This window comes from Aliamphritea hakodatensis, assembly GCF_024347195.1.
Classification (GTDB): Bacteria; Pseudomonadota; Gammaproteobacteria; order Pseudomonadales; family Balneatricaceae; genus Amphritea; species Amphritea hakodatensis.
Map to the genome: position 1 here is coordinate 2,580,268 of NZ_AP025281.1, position 13,994 is coordinate 2,594,261.

The following is a 13,994-nucleotide window of genomic DNA, read 5'->3' on the forward strand; positions in this document are numbered from 1 at the left end:
AGTAGCACATTTTCCCCTATGCGCTGAAACAGTCGATTGGTAAAAAGGAGATTTACTATGACATTTTCACCGGAAGTTATGGAGCTCGTCAGACGGGCATTACACCGAACAGATTTTAAATCAGAGCACCTGCAATCAGTTGAACACAGGCTGCACGACACACTGATTGCATCGGGCTTTTATCAGACACCCGGTTATGAGCGCATGTGCGACAAACACAATATCCCAGCCTATCAGCGTTAGAATCCAGCCAAGCATACTCTTAAAGAGTATCTTTTAGCCCCGCAGACAGGGGCTTTTTTTATGCCTGTTACCCAGGACTCATAAAAGCAACCAAACGTCTTACCCTGTTAGTCAAAACGGGCAGGCGTGCAATGCACGCAGACAGCACTCAGTAATGATGTTTATTTACCGCTGAACTCACAATACCGTCCGGCCTCACGTTTGGCGCGGTACATAGCCTCATCTGCCTTAAGGAGAAGCTCCTCAGCACTGCCGGCATCCGATGGGAAAAGGCTGATACCAATACTGGCGGAAATAATGGTCTGGTCACTGTCATCAAGCACCAGCGGCGGATCCAGACTCTTAAGCACCTTCTCAGCAACCGCTTTTGCCTGCTCCGGATGTTCAATATCCACCAGCGCAACAAATTCATCCCCACCGATTCTCGCCAGGGTATCAGTGGAACGGAAACAGCTTTGCAGGCGTCCGGCAATCTCAATCAGCACCTGATCACCCACCGCGTGGCCATACTGATCATTAACGGGCTTAAAATCATTCAGATCGATATACATGACGGCCAGCTGCGATAACTGCCGTTCAGCCCGGATAATTGCACTCTCAAGACGGGAATAGAACAGCCGGCGGTTGGGCAGGCTTGTCAGGGAATCCTGATAGGCGATATGCAGCAGATTTTCTGCAATTTCCTGATGGGTTTTTTCATCACGGATAATCAGTACATATTTGTTCAGCTGCTCAAACTGCCCCTGCACAAGGTTAATTGTCGCAAGTAAGCTGTTGTTTTCACTACAGGAGCAAATCTCACCATACCAGCTACAGGTATCACCCAGCAGGGTATTCAGATCCAGGTTTGCCAGAGAAGGGCAATGGAACAGGTCATTAATGTCCTGCTTCTGATAGTCGCTTTTCAGCTGATCAAAGCGTTTAATCGCTGCTTCATTGCAGGAAATAATGCCGCCTTTGTTATCAAAAATAATGCACGGATCAGGTGTGGTATCAAACACCAGCGAAGCCATCAGCAGGTTCTGCTCTGCTTTGCGCTCATAGGTAACGTTACGGCCAATTCCCAATACACCGGCCTCAGAACGGCCTTTTTCCAGCAGGGGGAGTTTATACATATCCAGCAAACGACGACGGCCATCCTGGTATCTGACCCACTCATCATATCGCTGTGCTTCGTGGCTCGCCCGTACTTCCTTGTCCCGGCGGTTGATATACGTGGCAGATTCTTCAGACATCAGCTCATAATCGGTTTTGCCAATAATATGCTCAGCCGTAAAGCCGAGAAACTCTTCAAAACTTTTATTACAGACCTGATAAACCCCGTTAGAGTCCTTCGCAAAGATAAGGTCAGGAATGGCATTAATAATGGTGTTAAGCAATTCCTGCTTCTGTTCGGTTGCTTCATTCGCCCGGACAATCTCTGTGACATCACGGACCACAACAGCCACCCCCGGCCCCTCAGTCAGCGGGCCCCGGTAGCAGGTATGCTTAACATCAAGAAAACGCAGATCACCCCGGGAGTCGGGGCGCCAGAAACGAAAGGTATGTTCCTCGCCGGCAAGTGTCCGGTCCAGTTCGGCTTTAATGTGCGTCTCAAACACAGCTTCGCCGTGAACTTCACTGACATGCTTGCCAATGATCTGGCTGTGGTCGCAGCCAAAAAAGCTTTCATAGCCTTTACTGACAGCACGGTAACGGTAATTTTTATCGACAATGGACACCAGATCATCAATATAACTGAGTATTGATGTATCCATTTCTCGGGACTGATTCTGGGTTAACTTAACATCTGAACTCATTTCAGTTTGACTACCTGTTAGCCTCGGAACCGGCCTTTAAAATTCTTTCCTGACCAGTGTCCCGGCCGGAACTGCTACAACTGCATGGCAGAACAGATAGCCATTAAGCAGCTGCACTGAAGCAAATAATTTCAATCAATTCTACATCAATCGGCGGTTAATAGCGCAATTGTGCTGACCCAAAAATTAATACAAGTGTTTGATTAAAACAAACATTTGTACTCTTGAGAACAATCTTTTACACAGATGTACGACAAAATCAGCCCTAAGGAGTAAGGCTATGAATCCCTTGTTTATTAAAAGCAGACATTTCTTTGAAGATATCCAGCCACAGTACACTTCCAGTCTGAATCTGGTGGTAGTTACACACCTGCTTGATATTCCAACCTGCTATCTGGACTGCCTTGAACGCTTTGCACGGGTCTCAATGGTAGTGCCAAAGCCCCGGAGCATCAGCCACAGCACACTGGAGCAGGTAGAGAAGAAATTCCCGGTTGTGATCAAGAAGCGTGATCAGTTGCAGTCTGCTGACGTCACCGCAGCAGTGATTAACGATCATGTTCCGGAAGGCGACCTGATCATCATCGATATCGGCGGGTATTTTGCTGCCTCGGTCAGCCACCTGCCAGAGATGTTGCAGGCCAGGCTGAAGGGCATTGTTGAAATAACTGAAAACGGCCATCAGCGCTACAGCAATCTGCCGGCGCTTCCCGTGCCGGTAATTTCCATAGCCCGCAGCCCCCTTAAAGGCCCGGAAGATTACCTGACCGGACAGTCCATCGTTTATTCCAGTGAAGCCCTTATGCGCCAGTGTCATCACATCATGAACGGCGGCAATGCCGTGGTGTTTGGCTACGGCAAGATCGGCAGCTCCATTGCTAAGGCGCTGCACGCGAAAAATATCAACACCAAAATAGTTGAGATAGACCCCATCAGAGCCATCGAAGCCCGTTCCAGAGGCTTTGATCTGATTCAGAAAGACGAAGCCCTGCAACAGAGCGATGTGATTTTCTGCGCCACCGGAAACCAGTCCCTGAGCAACCACGACTTCAGCCGGATTAAGAACGGCGCTTTCATCTTTTCAGTGACATCTTCAGATGATGAGCTGGATCTGAAAAGGGCGGATAACAGTTTTAATATCACACCGGTGACGGAATACGTCAGCCAGTATGAGCGGCTTGGTCAGTACTTTTATCTGGGCAATTATGGCAATGCCATTAACTTCATTCATAACGCGGAAGTAGGCCCATACATTTACCTGGTACAGGGAGAAGCGATTATGGCCGTAGATCATTTACAGAAGAACCCGCTGCCGGCCGGTATTTCCAACCTTGCAGCAGAACAGCGTCGCCAGCTGGCTACCAGCTGGCTGGCACACTTCGGCTGAACCCGCCCGTTCTGCATTACCTCAATACCGTCAGTCACCCCTGAAATACGGCTGGGACAGAGCAATTGCCTGCTGCGAACACCAAACCGTATCCCGCGAGGGAGAGTTCTTTTCCGGAAGAGCTCTCCGGTATCTGATGTGATCTCCGTCATATATCACTGAAATCTCAATCTGCAACGCATTCTGTGCCGCACAATGACTGACCACGCAAACTGCAAGTAAAAAGAGGGGATAACGGTTTCAGCCCTGCAGCCCTGCAGCCTGAAACGGCGGGGACGAAACAGATAAAACATGGCCCCGATCAGGAAAACGGCAGAAATGCCTGACCCCATTTCCGGTACAGGTGCCGCCCGCATACCGCCTCCGTTTCTCGCCAGCAGGGTATCTACTTCATAGATGCTCCCGGGCGGATTTTCCGTGTCGTACGGACTGCCAGCGTCTTCAAAGCTGTATGCGTCATTGAAAAAGCTGTTTTGCGGATCCGTTACACCTTTATTCGCTTCAAAGATCAGATTACGAAAAAGCTTCTTTTCCAGTCCGAGATTACCGTAGTTCAACGCAAACTGAATGGAGTTGCCGTCGATTCTGGCACGTATATCAGATGAGCTGCCTTCACTTGTCAGTTCAGCATAGCCACTGGTGCCTTCATCGGTAATGCTCAGCCCGGTACCGGTGACAGCGCCGTCGGCAGGGTCATCAAACCAGATCTGTGTACCGGCAGAAGAACCGCTGTCGTTGAAACTCCCGGAGACATTGCCTGACGGGCCTTTTACGCCAATCATATAGCTGGAAACCTCACCATCTTCTGATGCAAAGTTACGGTCAGATGAGAACCTGATACGGTAGTTTTCACTGAATCCTTTGATCACCGAAGTCCCATCGGACACTTCGGCATCACCGGTCAGATCAATTGAAAAATAGGCATGCTCACTCTTCTTATCGATGGCAATGCTGCCGGTACTGATATCAATAAACTCATAGTAGGTTTCTGATGCCGGTTTACTGCCCACGGTTTCATCCATAGATGCAACAGGCCGTTCATATAATTCCTTTGAATATACATCCGCCTTGTTGTCGATGGTCCACAGAGTTGAGCCGCTGCTGGCATTATCGTCGGTGCGGACATCTTCAAACGTGGTTACTTTGAACTGAGTCTGCCAGTCATCAGCATAGGTATCCGCTCTTACTGCAGCCGCCTGAAATATGACAACCATACCCAACAGGGATGCACTGAACCTTCCGGGATGGGGCACTTGTAAAATAAACTGGTCGCGCAACTGATTCCTCATACGTCACCTCCGTTTATCAGCATTCCCTTTAACAGGGCAAATTCTGTTCCAACCACTGCTTACAGCCGGCCAGCACCACAGTTAAAGACAGCAAGAAATATCAAAAAATATGGCTGTGTATTTTCTATAGTGCTCTTCAACAGGTAGCTCTTCACCTGCAGAACACCAGGAAACAACTTACAAACATGCACCCATCTCACTGATTCACTGAGGAATACATTATGAAGATCGTAAAAAAAGTCACCATCAATAAAGCGGCGGACACAATCTGGAAAATTATTGCTCATGATTTTGATAAGGCTTATGAGTGGATGGGGCCCATCCCTCACTCTTACGGGATTGGCACCGACAAAGGTACCGGCGGTGCACCAATGGAAGGGCGGATCTGCCATCTGAGCGACAACCCGGACGGCGCTAAAGCGAAAGAAATGATTTCCTACTATAGCGAAAAAGATATGACCCTGACCTTTGATATTTCACCCGTCAATGTCCCGGCAATTGTCCCGCTAAAACAGAATCAGGTAACCATGCAGGTCATCGCAAAAAGCAGCGACCAGTGTGAAGTCACCTGGACCGCCAGACCCCAACTGAAAACCCCGGCGTATCTTGTATATCCGTTACTGCGTATGGCACTGCCGATAGCCTTTGGTAAACTGCTGAATGGATTAAAAGAATTTGCAGAGCAGCCGGCTTCAGTGTCAGCACCTGCCAACTAATGTTTATTCAGGTAAATGACATGCAGCGGTTTTTCAACAGTATCGATTTCATTGAACAACATCTGTACGACAAGATCTCGGTCCATGAAATCGCGGCCGCTTCCCATTACTCCACCTACCATTTCAGTCGGATGTTCAAAGCCATGGTAGGGGAGACACCCAAGGAATATCTGCGTAAACGGCGACTCACTGTCGCCGCCAAACGCCTGCTGAGTGATGAAGCGAGCATTCTGCAACTGGCGATGGATTGTCAGTTTGACTCTCAGGAAGCCTTTACCCGTGCGTTCAAGGCCTTGTTTAATATGACGCCGGCCCAGTACCGTAAAGCACAGGACCCGTTCCGTTTACTCTATAAGGATCAGTTCAGCCCGAATGACCTGCATTATCTGCACAATCAGGTGAGCATGGCGCCGGAAATCATACTGCAGCCAGCCACCAAACTGATCGGCATTGCCACTGAATATGACAACGAAGCGCTCAATCTGCACACACTCTGGTCTGCTTTCGGCCCTAACCGGGACCGGATACCAAACCGGCAGGGGGACAACTTCTTCGGGATCTATGAATCCTATGAAGAGCACGCAGCAGCGGAAGGTGACACTGATGAAAAGTCAGTAAGCTTTGTGTATGTATGCGCAGCGCCGGTGTCAGACCTGTCGGAAGTCCCGCAGGATATGGTTGCCCGGGAACTGCCCGAGCAGCTGTACGCAAAGTTCACCCACCGGGGGCCGGTGGCCAACCTGGATCAGACCCTCAGATATATCTGGGGAACATGGTTGCCGAAAAGTGACTATGACTATATAGAAAAGCCTGACTTTGAACTCTATATGCCAGGCTTCAATGATGCGGATCCGGACAATGAACTGTATCTGCATATACCGGTTCAGCAAAAGGCCTGAATCATTCAGCGGCTTCATGCATAACGTGCAGCTTATTACCGTCCGGATCACGACAATATGCGCCGTAATATCCCGGGCGGTAACGGTAACCCGGTGCACCGTCACAGCTGCCGCCTGATTTAACGGCCGCCTGATAAAAAGCTTCAACCAGTGAATTATTGCCCGCCTGGAAGGTCACCTGGGTACCATTGCCACGGGTCGCCGGTTGCTGATCATAAGGGATAAGTACCCAGAAACAGCTGGGGCCGCCAGCCGGGCCGTAGCCCACCTCATTGTCCACTTCCATCGTCCGGACCATCCCAAGGGTGCCTAAAACTTTATCGTAAAAATCGGCCGCAGCCGGTAAGTCATTCGTTCCCAGACACACACCAAGAAGCATATTCTTATCCTCAATTGATATAAAAATCAGTCACATACTAGCGGTTATTGCCTTTATAACCTAGCCTGACAGGGGAACAAAACTGCACAAAGTCACTCAGAATAATACGTGCCACAAATCGTATTTCAGCGGAGAAGATCATGAAACTGCCCGTCAGCATTCTGTTTATCAGCCTTAGCAGCACAGCTTTCAGTGCTGAACTGGTACTCAATAACGGCAATATTCTGCAGGTAGATTCAGGGTTTAACACGGCCAGCGCAATCGCCATCGACGCCGGTGAAATTGTCGCCATTGGCTCCGATAAAGAAGTATCCACCCATATAACCGACACCACTGAAGTCATTGATCTTGAGGGGCGGACGGTTATCCCCGGCCTCATTGATAACCACATGCACCTGGTGCGTGCTGCACAGAACTGGGGCCACCAGATTCGCCTGGAGGGGATTACCGATTATCAGCAGGCCCTGAAACAAATCGCAGATACGGCCGCCAGAGCCAAACCGGGGCAGTGGCTGGTTGCCAGTGGCGGTTTTGTAGAGCGCCAGTTTTCCGGCCGGCCCAAAGCTGGCTTTCTGCGCAGTGATCTGGATAAAGCCGCCCCGGATAATCCGGTATATCTCCAGCACCTGTTTGACTGGGGCTATGCCAACAGCGCGGCATTAAAAACCATCGGTGTAAATCCGGACAGCCCGCCGCAAATGCCCGGCCTGCTGCTGGATGGAGACGGCCAGCCGCAAGGCCCGGTAACCAAACGGGCCCAGTTTCTGCTGGAAGAACAGCTCACCGCCAATACCAAAAAGAACCGGCTGGAACAAAGCCGCAAAGCGCTCACAGACTTAGCCCGCGCCGGCCTGACCACCGTGGTGGATGCCGGTGGGTTTGATACCCTTGATTCACTGTACGAACCTTTTGAAACCCTGAACAGCAAAGGCGAAATGCCGATCCGGCTGATGTATATGAAACAGGTCATCCCCTGGGGCCGGGATAATCTCAGCCCGGACCTGAGCAGACTGGATGGCGTAAATTTCCGTTCCGATGATGATTTTTTCCGCCCGGTGGGGGTTGGGGAGCAACTGATGCTTCCTGTGCAGGATACCGCCGGCCGGGCTGCCCGCAGTACTGAAGCAGTTAAAACCGCGTTTCTGAACAACGCCCGGAAACTGGCGAAACGGGGCATTCAGCTACACCTTCATGCCGTCAATGATGCATCTATCAACCAGCATCTGGATGCTTTTGAAACCATCAATGAAACCTATCCGCTGGCACCGTTGCGCTGGACCTTCGCTCACATTGACGGCATTCAGCCAGATACCATTGAGCGGGCCAGAGCCTTGGGCATTCTGTTCGCCATACACAGTCGACCGGTCCTTATCGGTTACCGGTTTCAAAACAGTTTTGGCAGTGCCGCCATGAACATGACCCCGATGAAAACCCTCACCGAAAAAGGGGCGCTCTGGGGGCTGGGCTCCGACAGCCCCGTTGTATCAATCTATAACCCGTTCCGTACCCTGTGGTGGGCGGTTAACGGCCGGATGGTTGATGGCACAAAAGTCTCAGAGCAGAATGTTGACCGCCGTCAGGCGCTGGTCGCGCATACCATCAATAACGCCCGGCTGGCCTTCATGGAAGATAAAACAGGCTCACTGGAAACAGGCAAACGGGCAGACCTGCTGATCCTTAATCAGGACTACATGCGGGTTGATAGCAGCAAGATTGCCAGTATCAGACCGCTGGCCACCATGGTTGATGGCCGCTGGGTATACAAAGCCGGGGAGCTGGGCTGGTAGGCACCGGATCAGACGTGCCGTTACAACCGCTCATCCCAGTAGATGGGCGGGGCAAAACAGGCGGCGTAATAATCGATAAATGCGCGAACTTTAGGGGCCAACTGTCGGGAGCTTGGGTATACCGCCCATATGGCAGCTTCGGAGACCAGCGGATAATCTTTCAGAACCTGCACCAGCTCACCGCTAAGCAAATGCTGATAAACACTCCAGGTCGAATTCACCGAAATACCGGCACCGGCCACGCTGGCATCCCGCATGGCTTCACCGTTGTCTGTCCGTAACCGGCCGGTTGCTTTTACCGTCACCGGCCCGTCAGGGGTACTGAACATCCAGTTATCCAGCCCGGCCAGATTGACACAGGCATGATTAGCCAGATCAGCAGGGGTCTGCGGTTCATCGTATCTGGCCAGATAATCCGGTGACGCGCAGAGAATACGGCGGTCCGGCGCCAGCCTGCGGGCGATTAACGTTGAATCTTTCAGCGGGGCATTACGGATCGCAATATCAAACCCGCCTTCCACCATATCGATGATCGAATCAGAAAACCTGAAATCAACCGACAGATCCGGGTAACGGTTTAGAAAACCGTCCAGCGCCGGCACCAGATGCATCCGTCCGAACGAAGCAGGTGCTGTCACCCGCAACGTACCTGAAGGAGACACCTTCCCGGCACCGACAGATGCCCGTGCTGCTTCAACACTGGCCAGCACGTCTTCAGCGTGAGGGAGAAATGCCAGCCCTTCTTCCGTCAGCGATACCTTACGGGTCGTACGGTGCACCAGCCGGACACCCAGACCGTCTTCAAGTTTATTAATATGCAAACTGGCAACCGCCGGTGACAGGCCGAGTTCATGCCCGGCCTGAGTGATATTTTGCGTGGTGGCCAGACGGACAAACAATTTCAGGTGCTCAATATTCATCACTTATTATCAATATATTGTTGAAAGTAATTCCACGTTTACCCTGATTATCATCTTTTGATAAACAAATACAATGGCCTCATACATAAACAGAGGCACTGATTCATGAAAGCAATGATTATTCGTCAGTTCGGCGGCCCGGAAGAATTTCAGCTCAGCGATGTACAGCAACCACAACCAGAAGCCGGTCAGGTACTGATCCGCATTGCTGCCACCAGTGTAAACACCGTCGATACCATGCTCCGGCAAATGGGCGAAGACCTGCCATTCGCGCCGGCGTTACCGGCGATTCTCGGTATGGACTTTGCCGGCACAGTAACAGCGGTGGGTGAAGGTGTCACTGAATATACAGCAGGAGATGAGGTGTATGGCTGCGCCGGTGGTCTGGGGGACCGTCCCGGCACACTGGCTGAATACATGCTGGCAGACGTTGAGCTGATCGCCCCTAAACCTGCCAGGCTGAACATGCGTGAAGCGGCAGCGCTGCCACTGGTTGCCATTACTGCTTACGAAGGCCTGCAACGCGCAGGTATCAGGGCTGGCCAGAATGTACTGGTGCATGGCGGTGCCGGCGGTGTTGGCCATGTGGCCCTGCAGCTTGCCAGATACTGGAGTGCCAATGTTGTTTCCACCGCCGGTAATGAGGCCCATCTGGAACTGATCCGCCAGCTTGGTGCAGCCCCCGTAAACTACCGGACAGACACCGTTGCAGACTATGTGGCTGAACACACAGCAGGTAAAGGCTTCGATCTGGTATTCGACTCCGTCGGCGGCGCTAATATCAGCAGCTCCTTTGAAGCAGCCGCGCTGAATGGTCAGGTTGCCACCACCGTATCTCTGGTGGAAATGGATCTGAGCGTGGCACATATGAAAGGGTTATCCCTGCATGTAGTCTTCATGCTGATACCAATGATCCATAATTACGCCAGGCAGGCCCATTCAGGGATTCTGCGGGATATCAGCCGCATTGTTGATGCAGGTTGCCTGAGGCCAGTACTGGACGAACAACGCTTCAGCCTGACGCAAGCTGGCCAGGCTCACCAGCACCTGAACAGCGGTACGGCTACCGGTAAAGTGGTTATCGACATCGCTGAATAATCCGCAACACAGGAGATCAGAATGGACATGACAGTTGCCACACAGGACTTCCGGCAGATAAACCGGGGCTACAACCGGGTATTCCGCACGGGAAAGCTAACGGTCGGTCTGGTTGCCCCGCTGGAAAACTATGCCAGCGGCCCGGTACCGGCGTTAACCGATCATCTGGCCCGTATTCAACTGGCTGAAGCGCTTGGTTTTGCTGCCATCTGGCTGAGAGATGTGCCGTTTAACGTGCCATCATTCGGTGATGCCGGGCAACTGTTTGATCCCTTCGTCTATTTAGGTGCGCTGGCGGCTTCCACAGATAAAATAGCACTGGGGGTCGCCAGCATTGTATTGTCGTTACGGCACCCGGCCCACGTGGCAAAGGCCGCAGCCAGTGCGGATGTCCTGTCCGGTGGGCGGCTGATTATGGGCGTTGCATCCGGAGACCGGCCGGAAGAATATCCGGCGCTGAACACACCCTTTGAAGAACGCAGTCAGAGGTTCCGGGAAAGCTACGCCTATATCCGCAGCATGAATGATAACAGGCCGGAACTCAGCAACAGTTACGGTGATTTATCCGGTGATATAGACATGCTGCCCAAGCCTGTAGGCAGTCAGTTACCCCTGCTGATTACCGGCGCCAGCCAGCAGTCTTCAGGCTGGATCGCACAGCACGGCGACGGCCGGATGCTGTACCCCCGTGAAGCACAGCTGCAAAAACAGATTATCAGCCAGTGGCGCTCCGAAACCCTGGCAGCAGGCCGCAACGCACAGCCGGTTATGCAACCGCTGTACATTGATCTGGTCGCCGATCCTGAAGCCTTGCCCCGGCCGATCCATTTGGGCTACCGGCTTGGCATCCGGCAGTTACACTTACATCTGCAGGCACTGCAGGATGCCGGTGTAAACCATGTTGCACTGAACCTCCGCTTTAACAGCGCAGATACCCTTAAAACCTTAAATAAGCTGGCGGATGCAATCCTGCCAGACTTCGGCCATCACGGAGCATAAACATGCGCAAAACCATACTCATTACCGGTTCTACCGATGGTATCGGCCTGTTAACTGCAGAAAAACTGCTGACGGCAGGACACAGGGTCATACTGCACGGCCGCAGCCAGACAAAACTTGAACAAGCCCGGCAACGGCTGGCAGACATCAACCATGAAGCCGTCAGCGGTTATCTGGCAGATCTTTCTGACATGGCTCAGGTCAGGGCGCTGGCGGCCAGCATACGGCAGGATCAGCCACAGCTGGACGTGCTGATAAACAATGCCGGCATTTATAAAACCCCGGTTACCCGCACTAAAGAGGGTCTGGATATCCGCTTTGCTGTGAATACGCTGGCCCCTTATCTGCTCACGAAGGAACTTTTACCGCTGCTGGGCAGCAACGGCCGGGTGATCAACCTTTCATCCGCTGCTCAGGCACCGGTAGATCTCAGTGCACTGGCTGGGGAAATCCCACTGACTGATGGCCCGGCTTACGCGCAGAGCAAGCTGGCAATCACCATGTGGTCACGCCAGCTGGGCCTGCAACACAGCAACACTGGCCCCATGATCGTCGCCGTCAATCCAGGCTCACTGCTGGCCAGTAAGATGGTCAAAGATGCATTCAGTATTCCCGGCTCAGATTTAAGTATCGGCGCAGACATCCTGATCAGGGCCGCGCTTTCAGAGGAATTTGCTAACGCTTCGGGGGAGTACTTCGATAACGATGCCCGTTGCTTCAGTACTCCCCATGCAGATGCCCTGAATACAGGCAAAGTCAGTGCAGTGACAGACGCCATTGAAGCCATACTGGCCGGTAGCGGCTAAATAATCAGGCAACTGACCGCCAAACCCTCAATTCCCTTTAGCCCCCGGAATAAACACCGGGGGAGACTCTGAATAGTTAACCGCTGCAGCCGTTGGCAACCGCGGGCATACTCAGACCAATCTCCGGCCTGATCCGCGGATACATATTATTCGCGCTTCAGGAATGATAAGGCCGGACTATGGAAAGAGATCAAACCTAAAGGGAATAACATAAATGGACGTAAAACGCCGTGCGTTTCTAAGGCTGGCCGGCACAGGGATATGTGCGCTGCCACTGAATATATCCGGGCTGGTTTATGCCAGCCAGGAAGCCGCTGCTAAAGTGCAGAAAAAGCTAATAACGCTGCAACCGGAACAGGCATACTGGTTCAGCCAGTCTCCACCAACGGATCTCTGGGCCATGGGCCAGAATGTGCTCAGGCTGCAACAGCATATACCCGCTGAGATAACCGTTCGTAACCGGTTGCCTGATGCCAGCAGTGTGCACTGGCATGGTATGCGGGTCCCCAATGATATGGACGGTGCCAGCGGCCTTACCCAGCAGGCCATTGATCCCGGTCAGGCATTTACCTACCGCTTTACACCTCCGGATGCGGGGACCTACTGGGCACACAGCCATCACAACACATATGAACAACTGGCACGCGGGCTTTGCCAGCCACTGGTCGTCGAAGAAAGCACACCGTATCCGGCAGATCATGATCACTTACTGGTACTGGATGACTGGCGCCTCAACAGCACCGGACAGCTTGATCTGGAATCGCTGGGAAGTATGCATGAATGGTCACACGGCGGGCGAATGGGAAATCTCCTGACGGTAAACCGGGAAATTACTCCCCGGTTGCCGGTAGAGGCAGGCTCAAGAACACGGCTGCGGATACTGAATACCGCAAACTCAAGAATCATGGCACTGGAGCTGAACGGCCTGCAGTGCTGGATCATTGCCAAAGACGGCCAGCCCCTGACTAAACCGCTGAAAACAAACGAGTCTCTGACCATCGCGCCGGCGGAGCGTTACGACCTGACGGTTGATATTCCCACTGACTGGCAGGGCGAACAGCCTATTCATGAGACCGGCAGCAGAACCCGGCTGGCCGGTGCTTTCTGGCAGATCATTCCGGGAAGTAAGCAGCGAACAGAACGTCAGTCACCGCAGCCATTGCCTGCTAACCCTGTGCCCGTTCCCGGCGAAGGTAAGCCGGATCATCATGCACAACTGTTAATGACCGGCGGGGCAATGGGGGGCCTCAGAAGCGCGATTTACCGCAATACCCCCATGAGCGCCCAGAAACTTTCCGTCAATAAACAGGCCTGGGCCTTTAACGGCGTTGCAAATTTGCCGGACAAACCGCTACTCAGCGCCCGGACCGGCGCAACAGTTGAGATTGAAATCGTTAACGATACCCGCTGGCCACACGGCATGCATTTACATGGCCATCATTTTCAGCTGCGCGGATCAGACCGTTATGAGCCGGGAATGTTGCATGACACAGCACTGATGGAAAGAAACGAAAACCTGACCATCCGCTTTAAAGCCGGCTTGCCCGGAAAGTGGTTATTACACTGCCATATGATTGAACACCAGGCCGCCGGAATGGTGACCTGGATTGAAGTAACAGCTTAACAACTAAGCATAACAAAGCTCTGTATTTAGCTGATAAATATAGAGCTT

At 52.3% G+C, this 13,994-nt stretch carries 12 protein-coding genes; 8 read left to right on the forward strand and 4 right to left on the reverse strand.

The window, feature by feature from the left end:
- Positions 1 to 404: 404 nt before the first annotated feature.
- The gene (locus PCI15_RS11810) at positions 405 to 2,042 is read right to left on the reverse strand and encodes a diguanylate cyclase domain-containing protein (RefSeq protein ID WP_271274542.1); all 1,638 of its coding nucleotides are present in this window, start codon (positions 2,040 to 2,042) and stop codon (positions 405 to 407) included.
- Between the two features lie 280 nt (positions 2,043 to 2,322).
- On the opposite strand from PCI15_RS11810, the gene PCI15_RS11815 reads away from it, so the two are divergent.
- A complete protein-coding gene (locus PCI15_RS11815; RefSeq protein ID WP_271274543.1) occupies positions 2,323 to 3,429 on the forward strand; it encodes an adenosylhomocysteinase in 1,107 nt (368 codons plus the stop codon).
- Between the two features lie 155 nt (positions 3,430 to 3,584).
- Here the strand turns inward: PCI15_RS11815 and PCI15_RS11820 are convergent, their stop codons facing one another.
- Positions 3,585 to 4,718, reverse strand: coding sequence for a hypothetical protein (locus PCI15_RS11820; protein ID WP_271274544.1), 1,134 nt, complete (start codon positions 4,716 to 4,718; stop codon positions 3,585 to 3,587).
- A gap of 221 nt (positions 4,719 to 4,939) precedes the next feature.
- On the opposite strand from PCI15_RS11820, the gene PCI15_RS11825 reads away from it, so the two are divergent.
- Together PCI15_RS11825 and PCI15_RS11830 are read left to right on the forward strand one after the other, a co-directional pair.
- The gene (locus PCI15_RS11825; RefSeq protein ID WP_271274545.1) at positions 4,940 to 5,434 is read left to right on the forward strand and encodes an SRPBCC family protein; all 495 of its coding nucleotides are present in this window, start codon (positions 4,940 to 4,942) and stop codon (positions 5,432 to 5,434) included.
- A gap of 20 nt (positions 5,435 to 5,454) precedes the next feature.
- A complete protein-coding gene (locus tag PCI15_RS11830) occupies positions 5,455 to 6,333 on the forward strand; it encodes an AraC family transcriptional regulator (protein WP_271274546.1) in 879 nt (292 codons plus the stop codon).
- A 1-nt stretch (position 6,334) separates the two neighbouring features.
- Here the strand turns inward: PCI15_RS11830 and PCI15_RS11835 are convergent, their stop codons facing one another.
- Positions 6,335 to 6,712, reverse strand: coding sequence for a VOC family protein (locus PCI15_RS11835; protein ID WP_271274547.1), 378 nt, complete (start codon positions 6,710 to 6,712; stop codon positions 6,335 to 6,337).
- A 140-nt stretch (positions 6,713 to 6,852) separates the two neighbouring features.
- On the opposite strand from PCI15_RS11835, the gene PCI15_RS11840 reads away from it, so the two are divergent.
- On the forward strand, positions 6,853 to 8,499 hold the full coding sequence (locus PCI15_RS11840; RefSeq protein WP_271274548.1) for an amidohydrolase: 1,647 nt from the start codon (positions 6,853 to 6,855) through the stop codon (positions 8,497 to 8,499).
- A 20-nt stretch (positions 8,500 to 8,519) separates the two neighbouring features.
- On the opposite strand, the gene PCI15_RS11845 is transcribed toward PCI15_RS11840, so the two are convergent.
- A complete protein-coding gene (locus PCI15_RS11845; protein ID WP_271274549.1) occupies positions 8,520 to 9,419 on the reverse strand; it encodes a LysR family transcriptional regulator in 900 nt (299 codons plus the stop codon).
- 105 nt (positions 9,420 to 9,524) lie between these two features.
- Between PCI15_RS11845 and PCI15_RS11850 the strand changes: the two genes are divergently transcribed.
- From PCI15_RS11850 to PCI15_RS11865, 4 genes are all read left to right on the forward strand, one after another.
- Complete coding sequence (locus PCI15_RS11850) at positions 9,525 to 10,517, forward strand: zinc-dependent alcohol dehydrogenase family protein (protein ID WP_271274550.1); 993 nt, start codon at positions 9,525 to 9,527, stop codon at positions 10,515 to 10,517.
- Between the two features lie 21 nt (positions 10,518 to 10,538).
- A complete protein-coding gene (locus tag PCI15_RS11855) occupies positions 10,539 to 11,516 on the forward strand; it encodes an LLM class oxidoreductase (protein ID WP_271274551.1) in 978 nt (325 codons plus the stop codon).
- A gap of 2 nt (positions 11,517 to 11,518) precedes the next feature.
- Positions 11,519 to 12,322 (forward strand): SDR family NAD(P)-dependent oxidoreductase, encoded by an 804-nt coding sequence (locus PCI15_RS11860; RefSeq protein ID WP_271274552.1) that lies wholly within the window; start codon positions 11,519 to 11,521, stop codon positions 12,320 to 12,322.
- Between the two features lie 214 nt (positions 12,323 to 12,536).
- Positions 12,537 to 13,946, forward strand: a complete 1,410-nt coding sequence (locus tag PCI15_RS11865; RefSeq protein WP_271274553.1) for a multicopper oxidase family protein — start codon at positions 12,537 to 12,539, stop codon at positions 13,944 to 13,946.
- Positions 13,947 to 13,994 lie beyond the last annotated feature (48 nt).

Excerpts from the sequence above, each read along its gene's own strand:
- PCI15_RS11810 (WP_271274542.1), bottom strand. The coding sequence starts at position 2,042 with ATGAGTTCAGATGTTAAGTTAACCCAGAATCAGTCCCGAGAAATGGAT.
- PCI15_RS11815 (WP_271274543.1), top strand. The coding sequence starts at position 2,323 with ATGAATCCCTTGTTTATTAAAAGCAGACATTTCTTTGAAGATATCCAG.
- PCI15_RS11820 (WP_271274544.1), bottom strand. The coding sequence starts at position 4,718 with ATGAGGAATCAGTTGCGCGACCAGTTTATTTTACAAGTGCCCCATCCC.
- PCI15_RS11825 (WP_271274545.1), top strand. The coding sequence starts at position 4,940 with ATGAAGATCGTAAAAAAAGTCACCATCAATAAAGCGGCGGACACAATC.
- PCI15_RS11830 (WP_271274546.1), top strand. The coding sequence starts at position 5,455 with ATGCAGCGGTTTTTCAACAGTATCGATTTCATTGAACAACATCTGTAC.
- PCI15_RS11835 (WP_271274547.1), bottom strand. The coding sequence starts at position 6,712 with ATGCTTCTTGGTGTGTGTCTGGGAACGAATGACTTACCGGCTGCGGCC.
- PCI15_RS11840 (WP_271274548.1), top strand. The coding sequence starts at position 6,853 with ATGAAACTGCCCGTCAGCATTCTGTTTATCAGCCTTAGCAGCACAGCT.
- PCI15_RS11845 (WP_271274549.1), bottom strand. The coding sequence starts at position 9,419 with ATGAATATTGAGCACCTGAAATTGTTTGTCCGTCTGGCCACCACGCAA.
- PCI15_RS11850 (WP_271274550.1), top strand. The coding sequence starts at position 9,525 with ATGAAAGCAATGATTATTCGTCAGTTCGGCGGCCCGGAAGAATTTCAG.
- PCI15_RS11855 (WP_271274551.1), top strand. The coding sequence starts at position 10,539 with ATGGACATGACAGTTGCCACACAGGACTTCCGGCAGATAAACCGGGGC.
- PCI15_RS11860 (WP_271274552.1), top strand. The coding sequence starts at position 11,519 with ATGCGCAAAACCATACTCATTACCGGTTCTACCGATGGTATCGGCCTG.
- PCI15_RS11865 (WP_271274553.1), top strand. The coding sequence starts at position 12,537 with ATGGACGTAAAACGCCGTGCGTTTCTAAGGCTGGCCGGCACAGGGATA.